Genomic DNA, 21,145 nt, shown 5'->3' with positions numbered 1-21,145 from the left:
GATGGTCTCCCTGGGAACGAAGCGTTCTTCCGGGTGAATGGTTGAGCCGGCCCACCGCCCCCGTGGGCGCCGGCCCCTGGCGTCACGACCTCCGGTCGGTGCTGCCGAAGATCCAGTCCTCGATCGAGCGGATGAGCTCCGCCGTCGCCTCGGTGCGCAGCGAGTAGCGCGTCCCCACCCGGTCGCGTTCCTGCCGCACCAGGCCCGCCGCCCGCAGCCGGTGCACGTGGTGGTGCACCGTCGGCTGCCCGAGCCGCAGCTGCGCGGCCAGTTCGGCGGCGTACATGGGCCGCTCCGCCAGCATGCGCAGCAGCGCCAGCCGGTTCGGATCGGACATGGCCTTGAGCGCCGTGACGAGGTCCTGGCGGATCGGCACCGGGTCGTACCCGTCGAAGAAGGCGCTCGGCACGCCGTACACGACCAGCGCCGCGCGCGCGGCCTGGTCGACGCGTGCGGACATGTAGGGGTGCGCGAAGACCGACGGCGCCAGCGTCACCGACCGCAGGTCCAGGTCCTCGCCGAGGGTGTAGCCGCCGGTCAGCTGCTCGATCACCGTCGGCGCCGGCACCACGTCGAGCATCGCCCGCGCCGCGCCGGCGGCCTCGTCGAGCAGCACCGTGAGGTCGTCGGCCTGCTCGGCGAACACCCGGTCGAGGTAGCCGCCCAGCACGGCGACCAGCTCGGCCTGGACGACGCCGGGCTCGCGGAGCACGCGGCGGCACCGCGCCGCCCAGCCGGGCAGCAGGCCGGCCACCGCCGTCGTCGCCCGCTTCGCGTCGCCGTCCAGCACCTCGCGGTACGCCGCGAGCCGCTCCGCGTCGGCCTCGCCGTCGTCGAGCATGAGCATGGCGAGGTCCGCGGCCGGCCGGGCCGCGACGGCGTCGATCAGGTCGCGCGGCCCGGCGCCGGGCGGGAGGTCCGCGATGATGCGGATCGCCCCGTACCCCAGCGCGGTGTCGAACCCCTGGAACAGGAACCTGGCCGCCTCGGTGTGCTCGTCACCCAGCCGTTCCAGCTGTTCCGCGCTCCAACGACGCGACCGCGTGAAGGTGCGCGGGTTGTGCAGGGCCCGCAGGCTGACCACGAAGTCGTAGCAGACCGAGGCGTCGACCCGCACGTCGCCGTCGAACCCGCGGTCCACGGCCTGCGCGTCGGTGCCTTTGATCAACTTCATGGTCACCAATCGGTAGAAATTCGATGGTGGTCGAAAAACTATCGATGCCGACGAAAGCCGTCAAGGGGTCGGGCGCGACCGATTCGGGCGATGACCGATACTGAGGCCATGCGGCTGGTCTCCATCGGCGACAGCTTCACCGAGGGCGTGGGCGACGAACTCCCCGGCGGCACACCCCGCGGGTGGGCCGACCTCCTGGCCGGCGGGCTGGCCCGCCACCTCGGCGAACCGGTCGAGTACGCCAACCTCGCCATCCGCGGCCGGCTGGCCGGGCAGATCGTCGACGAGCAGCTCGAGCCGGCGCTGGCGCTGGAGCCGACGGCGCTCACCTTCAACGGCGGCGGCAACGACCTCATGCGCCTGCGCGCCGACCTCGACCGGCTGCGCGCGCTCACCGAGCACGTCATCCTGCGCTGCCTCGAGAACGGCGTGCGGCCGATCATCCTCAGCGGCGGCAACCCCAGCGGCGGGCTGCCGATGGGACGGCGCATCCAGCGCCTCGGCGACCTGCTGACGGTCGTGGCGCGGGAGCTGACCGCGCGGTACGACGTCGCGTTCGCGGACAACTGGAGCGACGCCGAGCTGGCCCGGGCCGACTACTGGTCCGACGACCGGCTGCACCTCAACACCGCCGGCCACCACCGGGTCGCGGCCCGCGTGCTGACGACGCTGGGCGCGTCGTACCCGCCGGCGTGGATGGCGCCGGCCGGGGCGGCCCGCACCGCGCCGGGCCTCGCCGAGAACGTCCGGTACTACCGCCGGTACGTGGCGCCGTGGGTGCGGCGGCGACTGACCGGCCGCTCGTCCGGCGACCACCGCACCGCCAAGTTCCTCGACTGGACCGTCGTCGGGCCCCTAGATCCGTAGGTCTGTTGATCTTGCGATGCGCGCCGGCCGATCAGCCCGGCGCAGGTGCGCACGGCGTGGCTGGCCGGGACGCGGTCAGGCGGCACGTCCTGGACCCGGCCTGCCCGCCGGGAGTGCTGTTCCGGCGCGGTGACCTCAGCGCCAACTGTTGGCAAGAGTGTCACCCCGCCGCGGGCATGCCCATCATCTGAGGCCTACGCGACGTCACTCGCGCACTCACCCCCTTTTGGTCAGCGCCGGGCGCGGACGATCCACGCGCGGGCGTCGAACAGCACGCCGTCCGGGGTCGCGTGGGCGGCGACGTGGTCGCGCAGCCGCTCGTGGCCGCGGATCCGCTCGTCGCCGTCGAGCCGGGCCAGCTCCGCCCGCGGCTCGCTCAGCTGCAGCACCGCGGCCAGCGCCGCGTCGGCGTCGGCGCCGTACCAGACCGGCCGCGCCACGTCGGTGAGCGCGACGTCGCGGAACCCGGCCGCCGCGAGCAGCGCGTGGGTCGCCTCGGGCGCGGCCAGCGAGAACGCGCCGTCGTCGTCGCGTGCCCGCGTCTCCCCCGCGACGGCGTCGAGCAGCGGGCCCGCCCACGCGTTGGCGGCGCGGCCCTGCCAGACCATCATCGCCAGCCGCCCACCCGGCCGCGTCGCGCGGGCCAGGTTGGCGAACGCGGCCGCCGGGTCGGCGAAGAACATCGTCCCGAACCGGCTCATCACCAGGTCGAACCGCGCGCCGGCGAACGCGTGTGCCTGCGCGTCGGCCACCTCGAACGCGACGTTGCGCAGCCCCTCGGCGGCGGCCCGCCCGCGCGCCTCGTCGACGCGCGCCGCCGACACGTCCACGCCGAGCACCGTCCCGTCCACCGCCACGCCCGCCGCGTCGCACGTCGTCCGGCCCGACCCGCACCCGACGTCGAGCACGTGGTCGGCGCAGCCCAGGCCGAGCGCGGCGCGGTACGGCGGGTCGAGGTAGCGCATCTCCGCGTCGTAGTCGAAGGCCACGGCTCAGACCGTAGCGGCTCGCGGCTCGCATACGATCGAAAGCGATGGACGAACCAGCCCTCCCGGCCCCCGACGACACCGCCGTGCTGCCCGCGAACGTCGTCGCCGAGTTCCGGCAACTGCGCGACGAGTTCTCGCGGTTCATGCTCTCCTACAAGTTCGGCATGGACGAGATCACCACGAAGGTGCGCATCCTCCAGGAGGAGTTCCGCACCGTCCACGTCTACAACCCCATCGAGCACGTCTCGGCGCGGCTGAAGACGCCCGAGGGGGTGCTGGAGAAGGCGCGGCGCAAGGGCTGCGAGCCGACGTTCGAGCAACTGCGCGATCAGATCACCGACATCGCCGGCGTCCGCGTCACCTGCTCGTTCGTCTCCGACGCGTACCGGGTGTTCGACCTGCTGACCGGCCAGCACGACATCCACGTCGTCACGGTGAAGGACTACATCCAGAACCCCAAGCCCAACGGCTACCGCAGCCTGCACGCCATCGTCGAGGTGCCGGTGTTCCTGTCCGACGGGCCGACGCCGGTGCCCGTCGAGGTGCAGTTCCGCACCATCGCCATGGACTTCTGGGCCAGCCTCGAGCACAAGATCTACTACAAGTACGACAAACAGGTGCCCGACGCGCTGCTGCTCAGCCTGCACGAGGCCGCCACCACCGCGGCCAAGCTCGACGAGGACATGGAGCGCCTGCACCGCGAGGTCCACGGCGACGACCGCCAGCAGCCGCCGTTCGAGTCGTCGCCGGGCGGACTGGAGCTGTCCGAGCGGGTCGTGGCACAGCTGCTGCAGCAGCGCGCCGTCCTGCCCGAGCCGTAGGCCGTTCGTCCCGCCGGACGAGCGCCAACGACCCTGGGCCGGGCTGCCGCCGTGCGCATAGCGTCGGAAGTGTCCCGGAGGTGATTCCCATGCGGGTCCTGTTGTCGGCCACCACCCCCGGCGGCGACGCGGCCGACGTCGCCGACCGGCTGCGCCACGCCGGGCACACCGTCGACGGCTGCCGCGGCGGCGAGCGCTGCACCCTCGCGATGGGCGGCACCTGCCCGCTGGCCGACCACCTGGCCGACGTGCACGTGCACGTCCGCGAGCGCCCGGGCCCGCCGGCCGGCCGCGACCGTCCGTTCCTGTGCGCCGTGGTGGCCGGGGCCCCGCTCGTGCTGTGCGGACCGCCGTCGCCCGAGGGCCCGTGGTCGCGCGCCGACGTCGTCTGCTCGCCCGCGGGCGTCGTCGACGCGCTCGAACGGGCCGTCCGGCGCGCGAGCGCCGGCGGCAGGTGGGACCAGCCGCGGTCTGCTTGACGCCTGCCCCCGGCAGGGGCCGCCTGAAACCCGGTCTCCCGCTCTTACCTCGCGGCTCGGCCGGCGCTCACTGTCGAGTACCCACGCCCGGGCCGAGCACTCCGCCGGCACTCCGCCGGCGCTCAGCCGCGCCGGGCGTCGGCCGCGACGATGAGGTCGTCGAGGCGGTCGAGGGCGGTGTGCAGCGCGGAGATGCGCTCGGCGATGCGGGCCCGCTCGTCGTCGAGCATGGCCCGCTGGGCGGCGGTGGTCGTGCCGGTGTCGACGCAGGGCAGCAGCTCGGCGATGCGGCGGCTGGACAGGCCGGCCGCGTAGAGCTGCTGGAAGAAGCGCACCCGCCCGACGGCGTCGTCGGCGTAGTCGCGCTGGCCGCCGGACGTGCGCCGGGACGTCAGCAGGCCCTGCTGCTCGTAGTAGCGCAGCGCCCGCACGCTGACCCCGGACCGCCGCGCGACCTCACCGATGCGCATGGCTTCTCCTCCGGACTTGACTCTGACGTCAGCGTCAGGTTCTAGCCTGCCACACATGACGCAGACCTTCTCTCTCGACGGCGCGGTCGCGCTGGTCACCGGCGCCAACCGCGGCCTCGGCCGGCTGTTCGCCGCCCACCTCCTGCAGCGCGGCGCGGCCCGCGTCTATGCCGCCGCACGCCGCCCCGAGACCATCGACCTCCCGGGCGTCGTCCCGCTCCGCCTCGACATCACCGACGACGCCGGCGTGCGGGCCGCCGCCGAGCAGGCCGGCGACGTCACCCTGCTCGTGAACAACGCCGGCATCAGCCGCTGGACCAACCTCCTCACCAGCGACGTCGCCGACCTCCGCGCCGAGCTGGAGACGAACCTGTGGGGCACGCTCGCGATGGTGCGCGCCTTCGCCCCGGCGCTGGCCCGCAACGGCGGCGGCGCGGTGCTCAACGTGCTGTCGGCGCAGTCGTGGTTCGCCTACCCGGGCACGAACGGCTACCACGTGGCGAAGGCGGCCCAGTGGGCGCTCACCAACGGCGTCCGGCTGGAGCTCGCGGCGCAGGGCACGCAGGTCACGGCCCTGCACCTCGGCGCCGTCGACACCGACTTCAGCGCCGGCTACGACGGCCCCAAGGGCGACCCCGCCGACGCGGTCCGGGCCGGGCTGGACGGCCTCGCCGCCGGCGCCGCCGAGGTCCTCGCCGACTCCTGGTCCGCCCATGTCAAACGCTCCCTCGCCGACGACCCCTCCGTCCTCGACGCCCAGATCCGCGCCGGCGTCGTCTGAGCCCTCGACCTCCGGCTGGGGCACCCATGCCCACGCACTCCACCGGATCGACACACTCACCTGCCAGACCGCCGCTGCCCGGCTCCGTCGACGGTGCCACGTTCAGGGCCGCGTTCCGCCGCGTCGGCCTGGCCGGTGGTCGCGGATGGTCAGCGGCGAGCCGATGCTCGACGAGGCGCCGGCCCACCTGCGCGCCGAGATCGTCGACCGGCACCCCGCCGGCGACCACCACCTCGTCGTCGCGCGTGTGCTCCAGGCGTGGAGCACGGCCGACCACGTTCCGCTCGTCTACCACTCCGGTGTCTACGGCCGCGTGGCCCTGGATAAGCTTAGGCGTGCCTAAGTCCCTGACGATCTCCCGCCGGTCCGCCCTGACCGTCCTGGGCGCGGGCGCGGCGCTCGCCGTGCTGCCTGGATGTGGCGGCGGCTCGTCCCGCGAGGAGTCCGGCGAGACCCGCTCCGTCACCGGCGCGCTCGGGACCATCGAGGTCCCGGTGTCGCCGCGGCGGGTCGTGTCCGTCGGCCAGTACCGCGACACCGACGCGGCCGTCGCGCTCGGGGTGGTGCCGGTGTTCAGCCCCGACCTCAGCCAGTTCATCGACGGCGGCGTGGCGCCGTGGGTGCTCCCCGAGCTGGGCGGCGACGAGCTGAACATCGCCGACGTGAACGAGCTGCCGTACGAGGCGATCGCCGAGCTGGGGCCGGACCTCATCCTCGCCACCGACCGCCAGCGGCTGGCCGACGAGTACGACCAGCTCAGCCAGATCGCGCCGACGCTGTCCTGGGCCGAGGGCTACAACCAGGACGACTGGACCACCACGACGACGCGGGTCGGCGAGGCGCTAGGCCGGGCCGACGAGGCGCAGCGGCAGCTGCGGCAGACGAACGACGCCATCGCCGCCGCGATCGACGCGCACCCGCAGCTGGCCGGGCTGACGTTCACGCTCGGCCCGGTGACCGCCGACGGCGCCGTCAACACCATCAACAGCACCGCCGACGCGTCGGCGGAGTTCCTCGCCCAGCTCGGCATGGAGCTCTCCCCCGCCGTCACCGGCCTGCCCAGCTCCGGCATCCCCGGCCGGGCCGTCATCAGCCCGGAGGAGCTGGAACTGCTCGACGCCGACGTGCTGCTGCTGACCTTCAACACGCCGGCGGCGCGGGCGACGCTGGAGGCGAACGAGCTGTTCCAGCGCGTCCCAGCAGTGCGCGACGGCCGCTACGTCGCCCTGGACCTGCCGACGGCCCTGGCCATCGGCTTCCCGTCGGCGCTGAGCATCCGCTACGGCCTCGAGCAGGTGCTGCCGAAGGTGGCCGCGGCGCTGGCCTGACGACGCGGGGTCAGCGCTCGCCGGCCTGACGCAGCAGCCAGGCGTCGGCGTCGTGCAGGGCGTGCCGGGTGGACTCGCCGAGGACGTCGGTGGCGGCGACGGCGCGGACCGGGCCGTCGAGGTCCACGCCGGCCCGGCGGGCCTGCTCGAGCAGCTGCGGGTCGAGGCCGGACAGGTACAGCCGCCCGCCGGCGTCGGACAGCCGCCGCGCGTAGCCGGCCACGACGCGGTAGAAGGTGGCGCCGAGCGCGGTGCGTCCGCGCAGCCTGATCACGACGGCGCTCCCGTGGGCGCCGGCCGGGTCGGGCAGCCGCGCCTGCAGCGTCCGCGCGCCGGCGTAGAGCAGGCTCCCGTACACGTCCAGCGCGACGACGACACCGGGCTCCAGCCGCCGCGGCGCGGGCCGCTCACGGAACCGGCCGTCCGGCAGCGGCTCCAGCTGGACGACCTTGAGGTCCATCGCCTCCTGGTTCAGCTGCAGCAGCAGCGACAGCGCGACGCCGATCCCGACCGCGGCCGCCACCGGCAGCACCAGCGTCGCGGCGAACGTCGTCACCAGCGCGATCTGCGACGTCGCACCGGTGCGCCAGATCGCCGCGACGACGCCCGGCCGGATCGACGTGATCGCCGCGTAGATGAGCACGGCCGCCAGCACCGGCGTCGGCACCAGCCCGACCAGCCCGCCGAACAGCAGCACGATCGGCAGCAGCAGCGCGCCGGACAGGATCGCCGCCCACCGGGTGCGTGCGCCCATCGCGACGTTGAGCGCCGTCCCGCTGACGGAGCCGCCGACCGGCTGGCCGCGGAACAGGCCGGCGGCGACGTTGGCCACCCCCTGGGCGACGAAGTCGCGGCCGGTGTCGGACGGCGTGCCGTCCGGGTTGGGCGCCGCCTCGCTGACCCCGGCGCCCTGCACGAGGACGATGACGGCGACCGCCGCGGCGCCCACGACCAGCTCGAACGTGAACATCCCGAGGTCGGGCAGCACCGGCAGCGGCAGCTCCCGCGGGATCTCCCCGGCGTCGCGCACCTGCTCGACGCCGTCCAGCCCGAACACGACCACCACCAGCGTCGGGACGACCAGCGCCGCGAGCGCGCCGAACGTGCTCCAGCGGCTGTTCATCAACCCGAACAGGATGCCCAGCGTGGCCAGCCCGATCCCGAGCGACGCGACGTCGATCAGGCCCGGGTGGGTGATCAGGTCGAACGCCTTCGCGACGTTCGTCGAGCCGCTGACGTCGGCGCCGGCGAACCCGGACAGCTGGCCGAAGATGATGCTGGCCGCGACACCGGTCAGGAACCCCGTCATCACCGAGTGCGACACGAACCGCGCGTACCGGCCCAGCCGCAGCAGCCCGGCCGCGATCATCAGCACCCCGGCGATGATCGTCAGCAGGAACAGCGCCGCCGGCCGGTCCGCCGGGTCGACGCCGTCCAGGGCCGACGCCGCCGCGAGCGCCGCCGCCGTCGTCGTCGCGACCACCATCATCCGGGTGCTGGTGGCCAGCCCGCCGGCGACCGGGCCGACGATGCTCGCGTACAGGCCGAACACCGGGTTCACGCCGATCAGCGCCGCCGATGCCATCCCGTCCGGGACGCTGCCGACCGCGCTCGGGACCGCCGCGACGACGTCGGCGCGCAGGTGCCGGCGGCTCGGCCGGATCGAGCGGAGCCAGCCACGCACCGCCGTCGCCGCCCGCGCTGCACGCTCCCGCGAACCGGCCATGCCCCACCGTGCGCCACGGCGCGCCGGACGGTCCTCACCCCGTTGGGGTGAGGGCGTCACCGCCCCCGGCCGCCACGATGACGTCATGGCGACGCAGGCGGACCGGGAGCGTGTGACCGGCTGGGTGGGCTGGGTCTGGTTCGGCGGCATCATGCTCGTGACGCTGGGGTTGTTCCAGGCGTTCCAGGGGCTGGTGGCGCTGTTCGACGACGAGTTCACCGCCGCCGTGGGCGACCGGCTGATCGTCGTCGATCTCACCACGTGGGGCTGGGTGCACGTCGCGATGGGCGCCCTGCTGGTGGTGGCCGGCGCGGGGGTGCTCGGCGGCACGCTCTGGGGCCGCGTGCTCGGCTCGGTGGTCGCCGCGCTGAGCCTGCTGGCGCAGCTGACGATCCTGCCGGTCTACCCGATCTGGGCGCTGATCGTGATCGCGCTGGACGCCGTCGTCATCTACGCCCTGATCGTGCACGGCGGCGAGGCGGCCGCCGTCTGAGGCGGCCACCATGGGCGACCTCGTCCTCGAGCTGATCCCGTCGATGATCGGCCTGATGGCCACGCCGATCGCGATCGCCGGCGCGATCCTGCTGCTCGGCACCGCCCGGCCGTTCGCCAACGCGCTCGCGTTCACGGCCGCGTTCCTGCTCGCCTACTCGGTCATCGCCGCGGTCGTCGTCGGGTTCGCGACGGCGTCCCCGGAGCCGCTGCTGTCGGTGCGGGCGAAGGCCGACGTCGAGATCGGCGTCGGTGCGCTGCTCCTGCTGCTCGCGATCCCGCTGATCGTCAAGCGACGGGACCGGCGCCGTGCCCGCCGGGCGAAGAGGGGCCTCGCCGCCCGGCTGCACGACGCCACCCCGCCGTTCGCGTTCGGGGCGGGGCTCACGCTGGCGATCGTCAACCCGAACGTGCCGATCCTGGTCGCCGGGCTCGCGGTGGTGGCCGCGTCCGGCACCGGCCACGTCGTGGGCGCCGTCCTGCTGGTCGTCGCCGCCGTCTCCGGCCTGCTGATCCCGATCCTGTGGCGCTGGTTCGCGCCCGCCAGCGCGCCCCGGGTGCTGGCCCGCGTCACGGCGTGGATCACCGTGCACGACCGCACCATCAACATCACGATCCTGCTGGTGTTCGGGACGGCGTTCCTGGTGAAGGGCCTGGCCGGGCTCTGACGCGGCCCGGCGTCAGCGCGGCAGCGTGCGCAGGTACTCGGCGAAGCCCTCCAGGCCGTCGACGTTGCGCGGCCCGCTGATGCCCTCGTTGTAGTCGAGCACGTAGAAGCGGTCGGCGACGACGGCCGGCAGCGAGCTGGTGATCGGCGACGTCTTCAGGAAGTCGATCTTCTCCTGGGCCGGCTGGTCGCCGTAGTCGAGGACGATGATCACCTCGGGGGCCGACTGGACGACGGCCTCCCAGCTCACCTGCGTCCACCGGGCGTCCAGGTCGGCGAACACGTTGCGGCCGCCGGCGAACTCGATGATCTCGTTCGGCGGCACCTGGTTGCCCGCGGTGAACGGCTGGTCGGTGCCCGAGTCGTACAGGAAGACCGGCACCGGCTCGCCCTCGGGCGTATTCGCCCGGACGGCGTCGACCCGGCCGCTGTACTCCGCGACCAGCTCGTCCGCCCGGTCCTCGACGCCGAAGATCGCGCCGAGCCGGTGGAGGTCGGTGAACAGCGCCTCGAACGGCTCGACGTGTTCCGGGAAGCCCGGGTAGGTGAAGCACGACTCGGTGTGCATGAAGCTCTGGATGCCGAGCCCGTCGAGGATCTCCGGGGTGATGCCGCGCTGGTCGCTGAAGCCGGAGTTCCAGCCGGCCACCACGAGGTCGGCGTCGGCGTCGACGACCAGCTCGCGGTTGAGCAGGTCGTCGCTGAGGAACTCGACCGCCGCGTAGTCGTCCGCCCACGGCGACTCCTCGACCGGCGGGTTGGCCGGCGGCATCACGTAGCCGTGTACGTGGTCGGCCAGGCCCAGCGCGAACAGCTTGTCGGCGCTGCCGGCCTCGTAGACGACGGCGCGCTGCGGCGTCGTGTACTCGACCGGCTCGCCGCAGCGGTCGACCGTCACCGTCCGGTCGCCGGCGGCCGGCTCCACCTCGGCGCCGCAAGCGGACAGCGTCAGGGCGACGGCGGCGAGCGCGAGCAGGGGTCGTCGGTGCGGGATGGTCATGTCGGTGGTCCCTCCGGTGTCGTGGCGGTGACGGTGTAGAGCAGTTGCGGCGCGCCGGTCAGCGGGTGCGCGACGACGGTCGCGGCGACGCCGAACACGTCGCGGACCAGCGCCTCGCTGAGCACGTCGGCCGGTGCGCCCACGGCGACCAGCCGGCCGCCGTCGAGCACGCCGATGCGGTCGCAGACCGCCGCGGCGAGGTTGAGGTCGTGCAGGACGACGAGCACGGTCAGGCCGGCGCCGCGGAGCAGGCCCAGCAGCTCGAGTTGGTGCCTGACGTCCAGGTGGTTCGTCGGCTCGTCCAGCACCAGCACCCGCGGCTCCTGCACCAGCGCCCGCGCGACGAGCACGCGCTGCCGCTCGCCGCCGGAGAGCGAGAGCACGCCCCGTCCGGCGAGGTGCAGCAGGTCGAGGCGGCGCATCGCGTCCTCGCACAGCCGCCGTTCACGGGCGGTGAGCGGCTCGTTGCCGCGCTGGTGCGGCGCCCGGCCGAGCGCGACCACCTCCGCGACGGTGAAGTCGAGGTCGCTGCCGCCCTGCTGGGTCAGCGCGGCGACGCGGCGGGCGCCGTCGCGGCGGCTCAGCGTGGCGAGGTCGTCGCCGCCGACGTGGACGGTGCCGCCGGACGGGCGCAGCGCGCGGTACACGCAGCGCAGCGTCGTCGACTTGCCGCTGCCGTTCGGGCCGATCAGCCCGACGACCGCGCCGTCGGCGACGTCGAGGCTGAGGTCGCGCACCAGTTCGGCGCCGTCGATGGTGACGGTGAGGCCGTCGAGTCGCAGGTCCACGTCACCGTCCCCCGAACAGGTAGCCGCGGCGGCGCAGCAGCGCCACGAACACCGGGACGCCGGCCAGCGCGGTGATCGCGCCCAGCGGCAGTTCCCGCGGCGCCACCACCGTCCGCGCCGCGACGTCGACCCAGACCATGAAGATGGCCCCGGCCAGCGGTGCGACCGCCAGCACCCGGGCGTGCCCCGCGCCGACGACCATGCGCACGAGGTGCGGCAGGATCAGGCCGACGAAGCCGATGGCGCCGCTCACCGCGACCATCGCCCCCGTCACCACCGACGACAGCAGGAACAGCCCGCGCCGCACCCGCCCCGCGTCGATGCCGAGGCTGGCCGCGGTCTCGTCGCCGAGCGCGAGCACGTCCAGCCGACGCCCGGACCGTCGCAGTGCCACCACCGCGACGCCCACCGCGGCCGCCACCACCGGCAGCGAGCCCCACGTGGCCGCGCCGAAGCTGCCCATCGTCCAGAACAGGACCGTGCTGGTGGCCTCGCCGTCCGGGGCGAAGTAGACGATCACGCTCATCAGCGCCTGGAAGCCGAACGACATCGCGACGCCCGTCAGCACCAGCCGCAGCGGGCTCATTCCGCCCCGCCCGGCCGCCGCCGCGTAGACGACGACGGAGGCCAGCAGCGCGCCCGCGAACGCCCCGGCCGACACCGCGTAGATGCCGAGCGCGGCCAGCCCGCCCGTCACGATGACGCTGACCGCGCCCACCGACGCCCCCGACGACACGCCCAGCACGAACGGGTCGGCGAGTGCGTTGCGCACCATCGCCTGCACGGCCACCCCCACCACCGCCAGCCCCGCCCCGACGACCGCCGCCAGCAGGACCCGCGGGGTCCGGATCTGCCACACGATCTGATACGCCGTCGCCTCGTCCGCCCCGATCGAGCCGCCCGTCAGCGCCGCCCACAGGTACCGCGCGGTGTCCTCCGGCGCGATGCTCGCGGCGCCGATGCCGATCGCCACCAGCACCGACCCCAGCAGCACGACCGTCAGCCCGGCGACGGGGAGCAGCAGGCCGATCCGCTGCCGGCCCGCCCCTCGGGTCGCCGCGGCGGGAGGAGCCTGGACCGCCGTCACGCGACCGCCCGCCGGACCAGAGCGACGCCGTCACCGGCGGGTTCCAGCACGAGCGTGGCCGGCAGCTCGGCGGCGACGTCCTGGGCCGTGACGACCCGCCAGTCGCTGGCGAACCGGTACGAGCGGACCAGCCGGTCGCCGTCGCGGACCTCGTACAGGCTCGCGGGCTGCTGCCCGCCGGCCCCACCGGCCGGGGCCAGGTGGCGGACCCGGTACTCGTGGTCGCCCAGACGCCGGGCCTGGACCACCTCGGCCGGTCCGGTCCGCGCACGCTGGGTCGTGACCAGTCCGAAGCCGTCGCCGGCCAGCCGCTCGCCGGCCCAGGCGAACAGCGCCCGCCGGTCGGCCCGGCCGAGGTGGCCGAGCACGTGCGCGCAGACGAACCCGTCGAGCCGCCCGGGCAGCAGCCCGAGGTCGTCCGGCGCCGCGCCCGCGACGACGGTGACCCGCTCGGCCAGCAGGGCGTCGTCGGCCACCCGGGCGGTCAGCACCGCCCGCATCACCAGGGCCGGCTCCAGCGCCACGATGCGCGCCCGCGTCTCCCCCGCGATGGTCCGGGTGCCGACGCCGGTCCCGGCGCCGATCTCGGCGACGACCGCGTCGCGGCCGAGGTGGGCGAACGCGGCGCGGACGGACGGACGCAGCCGCTCCCAGGGCTCGGCCATGAACAGGTCGTGGAACTCGGCCAGGCGTTCGTAGGAGGTCTCGGTCATCGCCGCCTACCAGCTGGACTTCGTCACGCCGGGCAACTCGCCACGGTGGGCCATGGCGCGCAGCCGGATCCGGGACAGGCCGAACGCGCGGTGGACGCCTCGTGGGCGGCCGTCGACCTGGTCGCGGTTGCGCAGCCGCGTGGCGCTGGCGTCGCGGGGTTGCCGGGCCAGCGCGCGCCGTGCTGCCGTGCGCTCGGCGTCACCGCTGGCGGGGTCGGCGAGGACGCGCTTCAACGCGGCCCGGCGCTCGGCATGGTGGGCGACGACCTCCCGGCGGCGGGCGTCCTTGACGATCTTGCTGCGCTTGGCCATCAGAGCCGCTCCCCGCGGGCCAGCAGTTCCGCCACGACGGCGTCGATGCCGCGCTTGTCGATGGTCCTGATGCCGCGCGCCGAGACGGTGATCCTGACCGTGCGGCCCAGCGACGGGACCCAGTAGCGCCGGCGCTGGACGTTCGGGTCGAACCGGCGTTTCGTGCGCCGGTGGGAATGCGAGATCGCGTGGCCGAATCCTGGCGTGGCGCCGGTGACCTGGCAGCGTGCGGACATGGTGGTGCCTTCCTGTGGAGAAGTGGCGTTCTCAGAGCGGGCTGTGGATATCGCCCAGCCAGGCCTCGAACCCGTCGCCGGCGGCCTCCCAGTACGCCCCGCGGCGCCGCAGTTCGGCGTCGTCGAGCAGGCACCGCCGGAACGCCGCGGCCAGGTCGTCGCGGCCGTCGTCCATGCCGGTGACGACGATGCGGGTGAACGGGCGCCGCGGGCCCCACGGCTCGGCGACGCCGATGCTCAGCTGGCCGCCGGCGCCGTCCCATGCGCACGCGACGCCGGACCGTGTGGGCAGCCAGAAGCAGCCGCGGGAGCGGCGGGGGCCGCTGCCGAGTCCGGCGATGCCGGCGTACAGGCGGTCCGGGTGGAAGGGGCGGTCGGAGCGCAGGTCCAGCCGCCACACCTGCCCGCTGACGTGCGCCGGCAACGGACCCGGCCGCACCTGCGCGACCCACGCCTCGGCGGCCGCGTGGTCGTGGATGCCGGCCAGCAGCCGGCGCGCGTCCAAGCCGCCGCCCGCGCCGTCACCGCCCGCGCCATCGCGGGCCCGCGCCGATGCTCCGCCACCAGTCGGGCCGGGCGAGCCGGAGACGAGCGCGCCGGGGCGGGCCAGTGTCCGGATCAGCTCCAGCTCGGCAGCCTCGGCCGTCCCGGCGATGGCGACGGCGTCGGCGTATTCGACCTCGGCGGCACCGACCTCGGCCACGCCGCGGCGGTCGTCGGCGGCGGTGTGCACGCCACGCTCGCACAGCAGCTCGTCGCCGAGGAGGTCGTCCGCCAGCCGATCACCGTCGGCCGCGCAGACCACGCCGGCGATGCGCACCTGCCGCAGCCGCGGGTCACGGGCGGCGACGCGGCAGACCTGCTGCGCCTCGGCGCCGGGCGGCAACTGCGCGACGACGGCGCCCCAGCGCTCCGCCGCGGCCAACCGGACCAGCGTCGGCACGATGTCCTCGCGGATGGCACAGCTGACGCACGCGTGCTCGAGGTCGATCCGCTCGTCCTCGACCACACCGGACACATCGCTCACCGTCCGCATCAACACGCTCCTGCCGACGTCGATGCGGTGCTGAACGACGACGGCGTCGGGCAGGTCCCACTGCAACGCGATGGTCGCCGCCGCCATCGCCTCGGGCGCGACGCCGGTCACCAGAACGACGGGTGTGGTGCGCATGAGTCAGCTCTTTCTAACGAGAATCAACCTCATTAGTGCGTCACCCTAGCAGGTCCCGACGATCGCGGCGCGAGCGTGAAACGGCCGCACCCCGACCCCATGGCGTGCACGATGATGTCCCCATGCCGTCGACGCCAGGGACCGCGGTCGTGCGGCCGCCGCTGTCGAACTGCTGGCGTGCGGCCGCGTCGTTGCTGGCGGCGGCCGTACTGCTGACCGCCTGTGGCGACGACGACGGCGACGGCGTGCGGCTGCCGCCCGAGGGCGCCCGCGTCGACTATCAGCTCGGCGGCGCGTATCCGCCGCCCGACGGTGTCGAGGCGGTGATCCGCGACGTCACCGCGGAACCGGCGCCGGACCGCTACGGCATCTGCTACGTCAACGCGTTCCAGACCCAGCCCGGCACGCTGGAGCAGTGGCGGCGAGACCACGACGACCTGCTGCTGCGCGACGGCGGCGAGCTGGTCACCGACCCTGACTGGCCGGACGAGGCGCTGCTCGACACGTCCACCGAGGCGAACCGGGAGGCGCTGGCCGAGGTCGTCGGCGCGGACCTCGAGCGGTGCGCGCGCGCCGGCTTCGCCGCCGTCGAACCGGACAACCTCGACTCGTGGACCCGCTCGCACGGCCTGCTCGACGACGCCGACAACCTGGCGTTCGCCGCGCTGCTGGCCGAGCGGGCACACGACCTCGGCCTGGCCATCGCGCAGAAGAACGCCCCGGACCTGGGCGCCGCCGGCCGCGACACCGCGCACCTCGACTTCGCTATCGCCGAGGAGTGCGAGGTCCACGACGAGTGCGCCGCCTACACCGACGTGTACGGGCGGCACGTCATCGAGATCGAGTACACCGACAACGGCCGCGACGCGTTCGCCGCCGCCTGCGCCGCCCGCGGCGAGGAGATCTCGGTGCTGCTGCGCGACCGCGACGTCCTCCCGGCCGGCGCCGACGGCTACGTGGCGCAGTGGTGCTAGCGGCCGAGGCCGGCGAGCGGGCGCGAGCGGTTCAGACCAGCCGTGGGTCGACGTGGACCTTGGGGGCGGGTCCGGTGGGGTGCGTCCCGGCCAGGACGGCGGCGACGTCGGAGAGGCCGACGGTGGCGCCGACCAGCGGACGTGGATCGACCGCGCCGCTCGCGTACGCCTCGATCGTCGCGGCCAGGCCGGGCGACGCGGAGAGGATGCCGACCGCGGTGACGTCGCCGAGCACCAGCTGGCGGGTGTCGAGCCGGCTCGGCGTCGCGGACAGCCCGATGTAGACGACCCGCCCGCCGGGCTCGACCAGTTCGACGGCGCGTGCGGGCAGGTGGGCGGCGTTGGTGGCGTCGACGACGGCGTCGAACGGCAGGTCCGGCAGTTCGTCCTCGGTCCACGCGTGCTCGAACCCCAGCGACCGGGCGAACCGCAGCGACGCCTCGGTGCGGCCCATCAGGTGCACCTCGGCGCCGTCGGCGCGGGCGAACATCGCCGCCATCAGCCCGATGGTGCCGGGCCCGAACACCAGCACCCGGTCGCCCGGACCGGCGCCGGTGGCCCGCGCCGCTCGCAGCGCGTTGCCGCCCGGCTCGACCAGCGCGCCCAGCACGGCGTCGACGGAGCCGGGCAGCGCGTGCAGCGACGACGCGGGGACGGCCAGCTGCTCGGCCAGCGCGCCGGGCCGGCCGTCGCGGACGCCGACCTCCTGCCGCGCCTCGCACACGTGCTGGAGGCCGCGGCGGCAGCGCCGGCAGCTGCCGTCGCCGATCATGGTGTCGCCCATGACCCGCCGCCCCAGCCACGCCGGATCCACGCCGGACCCGGCCGACGAGACGACGCCGGCCCACTCGTGGCCGGGCCGCAGCGGGTACGTCGTGTGCCCGGAGCGCAGGTAGGCCATGTCGCCGCTGAAGAACTCGGCGTCGGTGCCGCAGACCCCGGCCCGTTCGACGTCGACGACGACCTCGCCGGGCGCCGCCACGGGGTACGGCACGTCCTGGACCCCGCCCGCGCCGGGCCCGGTCAGCACGAACGCCCTCATCCACTCTCCCCAACCGGCCGGTCAGCACGAACGCAGCACGCGGTCGGAGCCGGCCACCCGGTCGCCCGCTTGACCGGGACGGTTGCCGCCCGCGACGATGTCGGCACCTCGCACGTTCCGGATAGTAGATCGCCGGGTCGACAACCGGAAGGAGCGTCGTGACCGAGCTCCGCAGCGCCCAGTGGTACGGCGGCGACGGCCGCGACGCCTACATCCACCGCGCCTGGATGCGCCGCGGCCTGCCCGACGACGCGTTCACCGGCCGGCCGCAGATCGCCATCGCGAACACCGCGTCCGACCTCACGCCGTGCAACCGGCATCTGGACGAGGTGGCGCGGTCGGTGCGCGACGGCGTCCACCAGGCCGGCGGCGTCCCGCTCGAGCTGCCCGCGCTGTCGCTGGGCGAGACGCAGCTGCGGCCCACCGCCATGCTGTGGCGCAACCTCGCGGCCATGGCCACCGAAGAGATGCTGCGCGGCAACCCGGTCGACGGCGTCGTGCTGCTCGGCGGCTGCGACAAGACCATCCCGGCGCTGCTCATGGCGGCCGCGTCGGTCGACCTGCCGGCCGTGGTCGTGCCCGGCGGGCCGATGCTCACCGGCACGTTCCGCGGTACGCCGCTGGGCTGCGGCACCGACGTCTGGCGGCTGTCCGAGGAGGTCCGCGCCGGGACGCTGTCGCGCGACGACTTCACCCGCTCCGAGTCGGCGATGATCCGCAGCAAGGGCCACTGCAACACCATGGGCACCGCGTCGACCATGGGCCTGCTGGCCGAGGCGCTGGGCATGGTCGTCCCGGGCGTCGCGGGCACCCCGGCGCCGGACAGCCGGCTGCTGGCCGCCGCGCACGGCACCGGCCGGCTCGCCGTCGAGCTGGTCGCCGCGGACCGCCGGCCCAGCACCGTCCTGACCAGGGCGTCGTTCCACAACGCCATCGTGGCGCTGGCCGCCATCGGCGGCTCGACCAACGCGGTCGTGCACCTGCTCGCCGTCGCCGGGCGCCTGGGCGTCGAACTCACGCTGGACGACTTCGACCGCATCGGCTCGCGCGTCCCGGTGCTGGTCGACCTGCTGCCGGCCGGCCGGTTCCTGATGGACGACCTGCACCGCGCCGGCGGGCTGCCGGCGGTGCTGCGCGAGGTGCGCGACCTGCTCGACCCCACGGCGCTGACGGTGACCGGCCGGCCGCTGGTCGAGTACCTGGACGACGCCGAGATCTGGGACGCCGAGGTGATCCGGCCGCGGTCGGCGCCGCTGGTCGAGGAGGGCGGCATCGCGGTACTGCGCGGCAACCTGGCGCCCCGCGGCGCGGTGATCAAGCCCGCCGCCGCGTCACCGGAGCTGCTGCGCCATCGCGGCCCGGCGGTCGTGTTCGACAGCATCGAGGACCTGCACGCCCGCATCGACGACCCCGACCTCGACGTGACGGCCGGCTCCGTCCTCGTGCTGCGCGGCTGCGGCCCGAAGGGCTACCCCGGCATGCCGGAGGTGTCGAACCTGCCGCTGCCGGCGAAGCTGCTGGCCCAGGGTGTGCGCGACATGGTCCGGGTGTGCGACGGCCGGATGAGCGGCACCGCCTACGGCACGGTCGTGCTGCACGTGACGCCGGAGGCGGCCGACGGCGGGCCGCTCGCGCTCGTCCGCACCGGCGACGTCGTCAGCCTGGACGTCGCCGCGCGGCGCATCGACGTCGAGGTGGACGACGCCGAGCTGGCCGCGCGCTCCCCCAGCCGGGCCACCGTCGACGGCTACGCCCGCCCGGTCCGCGGCTGGGAACGGCTCTACGTCGACCACGTACTCCAGGCCGACACCGGCGCCGACCTCGACTTCCTGCTCGGCTCCAGCGGATCGGAGGTCAGCCGTGAGTCGCACTGACCGCCGGACGGCCTACTGAGCGACGGCGACGGGCTCGCGCACGACGCGGCGCTCGAACCAGACCGTCATGAACGGCGGGATGGCCGAGGCCAGGCCGAGCATCGTCGTGGTGAAGGACCAGCGTTCCGCGCGCCAGGCGGCGATGACGGTGACGAGGTAGACGATGAAGACGCCGCCGTGGATGGGGCCGAAGATCTGCACCCCGATCTCGTTCTCGACCACGACGTACTTGAAGAACATCCCGATCAGCAGGCCGGCCCAGGAGATGCCCTCGGCGACGGCCGCGACCCGGAACCAGCGAAGCGCAGCACTCACCCCGACACCCTACGGGCCGGGCGGGGCCGCCGACGCAGCGGCCCCGCGCAGCCGCGCGATCTCGGCGCGCGAGTGCGCCACCGCGCCGGACGTCTCGCCGCCGGCCGCGGCGAGGTCGTGGCCGAGGTCGCGGGCGGCCCGGACGACGTGCTTCTCGGCCCGGCGCGACGTCCCCGGACGGCGCTGCCGCACCGCCGCCCGGCGCTGCCGCCGGTACCCCGTCGCGGCGTCCAGTTCGGGCTCGGTGAGCACGCCCTCGCCGACCTCGGGGCGCAGGATCGCCGTCAGGTAGCCGCGCTCGCGGCGGCCGGCCCAGCGGATGGCGACGAGCAGCACGACCAGGCTGACGACGACGGTGGCCGCCAGGATCAGCAGCGACACCACCGTGCCGCCGCCGAGCGCCGCCGCGGAGTCCCAGACGCCGTGGATCACCATGGCCGCGAGGATCAGCAGCAGACCCCGCCCGGCCCGCCTCGGCTGCGCCACCGTCCCGATGAGATACACGAGGCCGGCCGAGAACAGCGCCGTGTACAGCGCATGCGACGAGATGCCCGTGACCATGCGGGCGGCGTACGTGCTCAGCACGCTGCCGACCTGGTCGGCGCCGAAGTGCTCGGCCGCCGCGTTGCCGCCGTACAGCACGTCCTCGAGCACCTGGAAGCCGAGCCCGACGTAGGCGCCGACGATCAGCCCGTCGGCGACCGTGCGGATGACGACCGGCGCGAGCCCGAGCAGCAGCAGGAAGCCGATGCCCTTGGCGGTCTCCTCGACGAACGGCGCCGTCAGCCCGGCCTTCCAGTCCTCCGCCCAGCCCTGGCCGAACAGCTTCGCGTACAGCGACATCATCGCCGCGTTGGCCGGCAGCGCGATGGCGTACGTCGCCGCGAAGCCGCCGAACACGAACGCCGCGACGGCCAGCCCCGCGGGCGTGCGCTCCCACCGGTCGGCCCAGCGCAGGAACAGCACGAAGACGGCGGTGAACGCGGCCGCGCCGAGCAGCGCCGCCGTGTAGGCGTCGCCGTACGCCGGGACCGAGCCGGCCAGCAGCCGCCAGGTGTGCCACAGGCCGCTGGCCACCAGCGCCAGGTACACCCACCAGCAGGCGTTGTGCGGCTGCCGGAACACGAACGGCGCGCCCCAGCCGGACTCCTCGATGGCGGCCCGGCGGTCGTCGAGCAGCACGCCGCGGGGGTCGCCCGCCGCCGTGGCCGTCACGACGCGCTCCCGGCCTCGGTGAGGCTCTCGATCATGCCGGTGATCTCGTCCTCGCGTTGCGAGAGCTGGTCAGGCGGGCCGACGGCCTGCACCTCGACGCCGTCGCCGCCGAACACGAACGCGGCCAGCAGGCCGGTGACCCGCGGCGACGTGAAGTTCTCGGCGGCGCCGGCGTGGCCCTGGCCGGTGGTGACGGTGCCGGCCGGGCCGGTGACGCGGAAGGCGTCGCCGCCCTCGGAGGTGGTGGTGATGGCGGTGATCTGCCGCAACAGCTCGCGCGGCGTGCCGTCCCACGGCCCGGCCCGCATGACCAGCGTGACGGAGCCGTCGGTCAGCACGACGTCGGGCGGCGACTGGTCGCCGACCACGGTGTCGTCGCCGACCCGGATGCCGCTGGTGACGTCCCAGCCCACCGCGGGCGTGAACGTGACGTCGGGGGTCACCAGCATGACGTCGCCGGCCTCGACGCGGTCGTCCCAGGCCACGTGGTCGTCGATCCACGGGACCAGCGCCACCCAGAACGCCCAGACGGCGAGCGCCACGAGGGCGAACGGGAAGGTGCGCCGGTCGAGGCCGAGCAGGCGGTGCTCGGCCGGCACCCGGGCCGCCGGTGTCTCGATCATG

At 74.6% G+C, this 21,145-nt stretch carries 25 protein-coding genes; 10 read left to right on the top strand and 15 right to left on the bottom strand.

The window, feature by feature from the left end; genetic code table 11:
• Positions 1-82 precede the first annotated feature (82 nt).
• Complete coding sequence (locus tag BLV02_RS11010; protein ID WP_141711686.1) at positions 83-1,174, bottom strand: ArsR/SmtB family transcription factor; 1,092 nt, start codon at positions 1,172-1,174, stop codon at positions 83-85.
• A 90-nt stretch (positions 1,175-1,264) separates the two neighbouring features.
• On the opposite strand from BLV02_RS11010, the gene BLV02_RS11005 reads away from it, so the two are divergent.
• Positions 1,265-2,041, top strand: coding sequence for an SGNH/GDSL hydrolase family protein (locus BLV02_RS11005; RefSeq protein ID WP_216094347.1), 777 nt, complete (start codon positions 1,265-1,267; stop codon positions 2,039-2,041).
• A gap of 230 nt (positions 2,042-2,271) precedes the next feature.
• Here BLV02_RS11005 and BLV02_RS11000 read toward each other — a convergent pair whose 3' ends face one another.
• Positions 2,272-3,030, bottom strand: a complete 759-nt coding sequence (locus tag BLV02_RS11000; protein WP_245737724.1) for a class I SAM-dependent methyltransferase — start codon at positions 3,028-3,030, stop codon at positions 2,272-2,274.
• A gap of 44 nt (positions 3,031-3,074) precedes the next feature.
• Here BLV02_RS11000 and BLV02_RS10995 point away from each other — a divergent pair, with 44 nt between their 5' ends.
• Positions 3,075-3,851, top strand: a complete 777-nt coding sequence (locus BLV02_RS10995; protein WP_069112808.1) for a GTP pyrophosphokinase — start codon at positions 3,075-3,077, stop codon at positions 3,849-3,851.
• Positions 3,852-3,940: 89 nt separating this feature from the next.
• Positions 3,941-4,330 (top strand): hypothetical protein, encoded by a 390-nt coding sequence (locus BLV02_RS10990; protein WP_069112809.1) that lies wholly within the window; start codon positions 3,941-3,943, stop codon positions 4,328-4,330.
• Positions 4,331-4,452: 122 nt separating this feature from the next.
• Here the strand turns inward: BLV02_RS10990 and BLV02_RS10985 are convergent, their stop codons facing one another.
• The gene (locus BLV02_RS10985; protein ID WP_069112810.1) at positions 4,453-4,800 is read right to left on the bottom strand and encodes a MerR family transcriptional regulator; all 348 of its coding nucleotides are present in this window, start codon (positions 4,798-4,800) and stop codon (positions 4,453-4,455) included.
• 55 nt (positions 4,801-4,855) lie between these two features.
• Between BLV02_RS10985 and BLV02_RS10980 the strand changes: the two genes are divergently transcribed.
• Genes BLV02_RS10980 through BLV02_RS10970 form a run of 3 tightly spaced genes read left to right on the top strand, consistent with a single transcriptional unit; the run spans position 4,856 to position 6,909 of the window.
• The gene (locus BLV02_RS10980; protein ID WP_069112811.1) at positions 4,856-5,581 is read left to right on the top strand and encodes an SDR family oxidoreductase; all 726 of its coding nucleotides are present in this window, start codon (positions 4,856-4,858) and stop codon (positions 5,579-5,581) included.
• The gene (locus tag BLV02_RS38000) at positions 5,514-5,924 is read left to right on the top strand and encodes a flavin reductase family protein (protein ID WP_083288898.1); all 411 of its coding nucleotides are present in this window, start codon (positions 5,514-5,516) and stop codon (positions 5,922-5,924) included. Before BLV02_RS10980 ends, BLV02_RS38000 begins: the two co-directional genes overlap by 68 nt.
• Positions 5,917-6,909, top strand: a complete 993-nt coding sequence (locus BLV02_RS10970) for an ABC transporter substrate-binding protein (RefSeq protein WP_069112813.1) — start codon at positions 5,917-5,919, stop codon at positions 6,907-6,909. Before BLV02_RS38000 ends, BLV02_RS10970 begins: the two co-directional genes overlap by 8 nt.
• A 10-nt stretch (positions 6,910-6,919) precedes the next feature.
• On the opposite strand, the gene BLV02_RS10965 is transcribed toward BLV02_RS10970, so the two are convergent.
• Positions 6,920-8,635: a SulP family inorganic anion transporter gene (locus BLV02_RS10965; protein WP_083288873.1), complete on the bottom strand. Its 1,716-nt coding sequence runs from the start codon at positions 8,633-8,635 to the stop codon at positions 6,920-6,922.
• Positions 8,636-8,720: 85 nt separating this feature from the next.
• On the opposite strand from BLV02_RS10965, the gene BLV02_RS10960 reads away from it, so the two are divergent.
• Both BLV02_RS10960 and BLV02_RS10955 read left to right on the top strand, forming a co-directional pair.
• On the top strand, positions 8,721-9,128 hold the full coding sequence (locus tag BLV02_RS10960) for a DUF7144 family membrane protein (RefSeq protein ID WP_069112814.1): 408 nt from the start codon (positions 8,721-8,723) through the stop codon (positions 9,126-9,128).
• A gap of 10 nt (positions 9,129-9,138) precedes the next feature.
• Entirely contained in the window at positions 9,139-9,795 is a 657-nt protein-coding gene (locus BLV02_RS10955) for a GAP family protein (protein ID WP_069112815.1), read from the top strand.
• A gap of 12 nt (positions 9,796-9,807) precedes the next feature.
• Here the strand turns inward: BLV02_RS10955 and BLV02_RS10950 are convergent, their stop codons facing one another.
• Genes BLV02_RS10950 through BLV02_RS10920 form a run of 7 tightly spaced genes read right to left on the bottom strand, consistent with a single transcriptional unit; the run spans position 9,808 to position 15,101 of the window.
• Positions 9,808-10,794 carry an ABC transporter substrate-binding protein gene (locus tag BLV02_RS10950; protein WP_069112816.1) on the bottom strand — a complete coding sequence of 329 codons (987 nt, stop codon included), beginning with the start codon at positions 10,792-10,794 and terminating at the stop codon, positions 9,808-9,810.
• Positions 10,791-11,582 carry an ABC transporter ATP-binding protein gene (locus BLV02_RS10945; protein WP_069112817.1) on the bottom strand — a complete coding sequence of 264 codons (792 nt, stop codon included), beginning with the start codon at positions 11,580-11,582 and terminating at the stop codon, positions 10,791-10,793. The genes BLV02_RS10950 and BLV02_RS10945 overlap by 4 nt, the downstream gene beginning before the upstream one ends.
• 1 nt (position 11,583) lies before the next feature.
• Positions 11,584-12,669: a FecCD family ABC transporter permease gene (locus tag BLV02_RS10940; protein WP_171906802.1), complete on the bottom strand. Its 1,086-nt coding sequence runs from the start codon at positions 12,667-12,669 to the stop codon at positions 11,584-11,586.
• Positions 12,666-13,382, bottom strand: a complete 717-nt coding sequence (locus BLV02_RS10935; RefSeq protein WP_074946276.1) for a class I SAM-dependent methyltransferase — start codon at positions 13,380-13,382, stop codon at positions 12,666-12,668. Before BLV02_RS10935 ends, BLV02_RS10940 begins: the two co-directional genes overlap by 4 nt.
• Positions 13,383-13,388: 6 nt before the next feature.
• Entirely contained in the window at positions 13,389-13,694 is a 306-nt protein-coding gene (gene rpsN / locus BLV02_RS10930) for a 30S ribosomal protein S14 (protein ID WP_069112819.1), read from the bottom strand.
• Positions 13,694-13,930, bottom strand: a complete 237-nt coding sequence (gene rpmB / locus BLV02_RS10925; RefSeq protein WP_069112820.1) for a 50S ribosomal protein L28 — start codon at positions 13,928-13,930, stop codon at positions 13,694-13,696. Before rpmB ends, rpsN begins: the two co-directional genes overlap by 1 nt.
• A gap of 31 nt (positions 13,931-13,961) precedes the next feature.
• Positions 13,962-15,101, bottom strand: coding sequence for a CobW family GTP-binding protein (locus BLV02_RS10920; RefSeq protein WP_069112821.1), 1,140 nt, complete (start codon positions 15,099-15,101; stop codon positions 13,962-13,964).
• Positions 15,102-15,223: 122 nt separating this feature from the next.
• Between BLV02_RS10920 and BLV02_RS10915 the strand changes: the two genes are divergently transcribed.
• The gene (locus tag BLV02_RS10915) at positions 15,224-16,075 is read left to right on the top strand and encodes an endo alpha-1,4 polygalactosaminidase (RefSeq protein WP_069112822.1); all 852 of its coding nucleotides are present in this window, start codon (positions 15,224-15,226) and stop codon (positions 16,073-16,075) included.
• Positions 16,076-16,106: 31 nt separating this feature from the next.
• Here the strand turns inward: BLV02_RS10915 and BLV02_RS10910 are convergent, their stop codons facing one another.
• Positions 16,107-17,117 (bottom strand): zinc-dependent alcohol dehydrogenase, encoded by a 1,011-nt coding sequence (locus tag BLV02_RS10910; protein WP_069112823.1) that lies wholly within the window; start codon positions 17,115-17,117, stop codon positions 16,107-16,109.
• Between the two features lie 158 nt (positions 17,118-17,275).
• Between BLV02_RS10910 and BLV02_RS10905 the strand changes: the two genes are divergently transcribed.
• Positions 17,276-18,991, top strand: a complete 1,716-nt coding sequence (locus BLV02_RS10905) for an IlvD/Edd family dehydratase (RefSeq protein ID WP_069112824.1) — start codon at positions 17,276-17,278, stop codon at positions 18,989-18,991.
• Between the two features lie 12 nt (positions 18,992-19,003).
• Here BLV02_RS10905 and BLV02_RS10900 read toward each other — a convergent pair whose 3' ends face one another.
• The 3 genes from BLV02_RS10900 to BLV02_RS10890 are packed head-to-tail and all read right to left on the bottom strand — an operon-like array spanning position 19,004 to position 21,144.
• Positions 19,004-19,306, bottom strand: coding sequence for a DUF3817 domain-containing protein (locus BLV02_RS10900; RefSeq protein ID WP_069112825.1), 303 nt, complete (start codon positions 19,304-19,306; stop codon positions 19,004-19,006).
• Positions 19,307-19,315: 9 nt separating this feature from the next.
• Positions 19,316-20,521 carry a PrsW family intramembrane metalloprotease gene (locus BLV02_RS10895; RefSeq protein WP_069112826.1) on the bottom strand — a complete coding sequence of 402 codons (1,206 nt, stop codon included), beginning with the start codon at positions 20,519-20,521 and terminating at the stop codon, positions 19,316-19,318.
• On the bottom strand, positions 20,518-21,144 hold the full coding sequence (locus tag BLV02_RS10890) for a hypothetical protein (protein WP_069112827.1): 627 nt from the start codon (positions 21,142-21,144) through the stop codon (positions 20,518-20,520). The genes BLV02_RS10895 and BLV02_RS10890 overlap by 4 nt, the downstream gene beginning before the upstream one ends.
• Position 21,145: the final 1 nt, after the last annotated feature.

This window comes from Jiangella alba (genome assembly GCF_900106035.1).
Lineage (GTDB): Bacteria > Actinomycetota > Actinomycetes > Jiangellales > Jiangellaceae > Jiangella > Jiangella alba.
Note: the sequence above shows the minus strand (reverse complement) of the source record. Positions and strands in the feature narration are given on the sequence as shown.

Bases quoted from the DNA above. Each gene is read 5' to 3' on its own strand.
- BLV02_RS10980 (WP_069112811.1), top strand. From the start codon at position 4,856: ATGACGCAGACCTTCTCTCTCGACGGCGCGGTCGCGCTGGTCACCGGC.
- rpmB (WP_069112820.1), bottom strand. From the start codon at position 13,930: ATGTCCGCACGCTGCCAGGTCACCGGCGCCACGCCAGGATTCGGCCAC.
- BLV02_RS10960 (WP_069112814.1), top strand. From the start codon at position 8,721: ATGGCGACGCAGGCGGACCGGGAGCGTGTGACCGGCTGGGTGGGCTGG.
- BLV02_RS10920 (WP_069112821.1), bottom strand. From the start codon at position 15,101: ATGCGCACCACACCCGTCGTTCTGGTGACCGGCGTCGCGCCCGAGGCG.
- BLV02_RS10950 (WP_069112816.1), bottom strand. From the start codon at position 10,794: ATGACCATCCCGCACCGACGACCCCTGCTCGCGCTCGCCGCCGTCGCC.
- BLV02_RS10965 (WP_083288873.1), bottom strand. From the start codon at position 8,635: ATGGCCGGTTCGCGGGAGCGTGCAGCGCGGGCGGCGACGGCGGTGCGT.
- BLV02_RS10955 (WP_069112815.1), top strand. From the start codon at position 9,139: ATGGGCGACCTCGTCCTCGAGCTGATCCCGTCGATGATCGGCCTGATG.
- BLV02_RS10910 (WP_069112823.1), bottom strand. From the start codon at position 17,117: ATGAGGGCGTTCGTGCTGACCGGGCCCGGCGCGGGCGGGGTCCAGGAC.
- BLV02_RS10985 (WP_069112810.1), bottom strand. From the start codon at position 4,800: ATGCGCATCGGTGAGGTCGCGCGGCGGTCCGGGGTCAGCGTGCGGGCG.
- rpsN (WP_069112819.1), bottom strand. From the start codon at position 13,694: ATGGCCAAGCGCAGCAAGATCGTCAAGGACGCCCGCCGCCGGGAGGTC.
- BLV02_RS10915 (WP_069112822.1), top strand. From the start codon at position 15,224: ATGCCGTCGACGCCAGGGACCGCGGTCGTGCGGCCGCCGCTGTCGAAC.
- BLV02_RS10995 (WP_069112808.1), top strand. From the start codon at position 3,075: ATGGACGAACCAGCCCTCCCGGCCCCCGACGACACCGCCGTGCTGCCC.
- BLV02_RS10890 (WP_069112827.1), bottom strand. From the start codon at position 21,144: ATGATCGAGACACCGGCGGCCCGGGTGCCGGCCGAGCACCGCCTGCTC.
- BLV02_RS38000 (WP_083288898.1), top strand. From the start codon at position 5,514: ATGTCAAACGCTCCCTCGCCGACGACCCCTCCGTCCTCGACGCCCAGA.
- BLV02_RS11010 (WP_141711686.1), bottom strand. From the start codon at position 1,174: ATGAAGTTGATCAAAGGCACCGACGCGCAGGCCGTGGACCGCGGGTTC.
- BLV02_RS10990 (WP_069112809.1), top strand. From the start codon at position 3,941: ATGCGGGTCCTGTTGTCGGCCACCACCCCCGGCGGCGACGCGGCCGAC.
- BLV02_RS10935 (WP_074946276.1), bottom strand. From the start codon at position 13,382: ATGACCGAGACCTCCTACGAACGCCTGGCCGAGTTCCACGACCTGTTC.
- BLV02_RS11005 (WP_216094347.1), top strand. From the start codon at position 1,265: ATGACCGATACTGAGGCCATGCGGCTGGTCTCCATCGGCGACAGCTTC.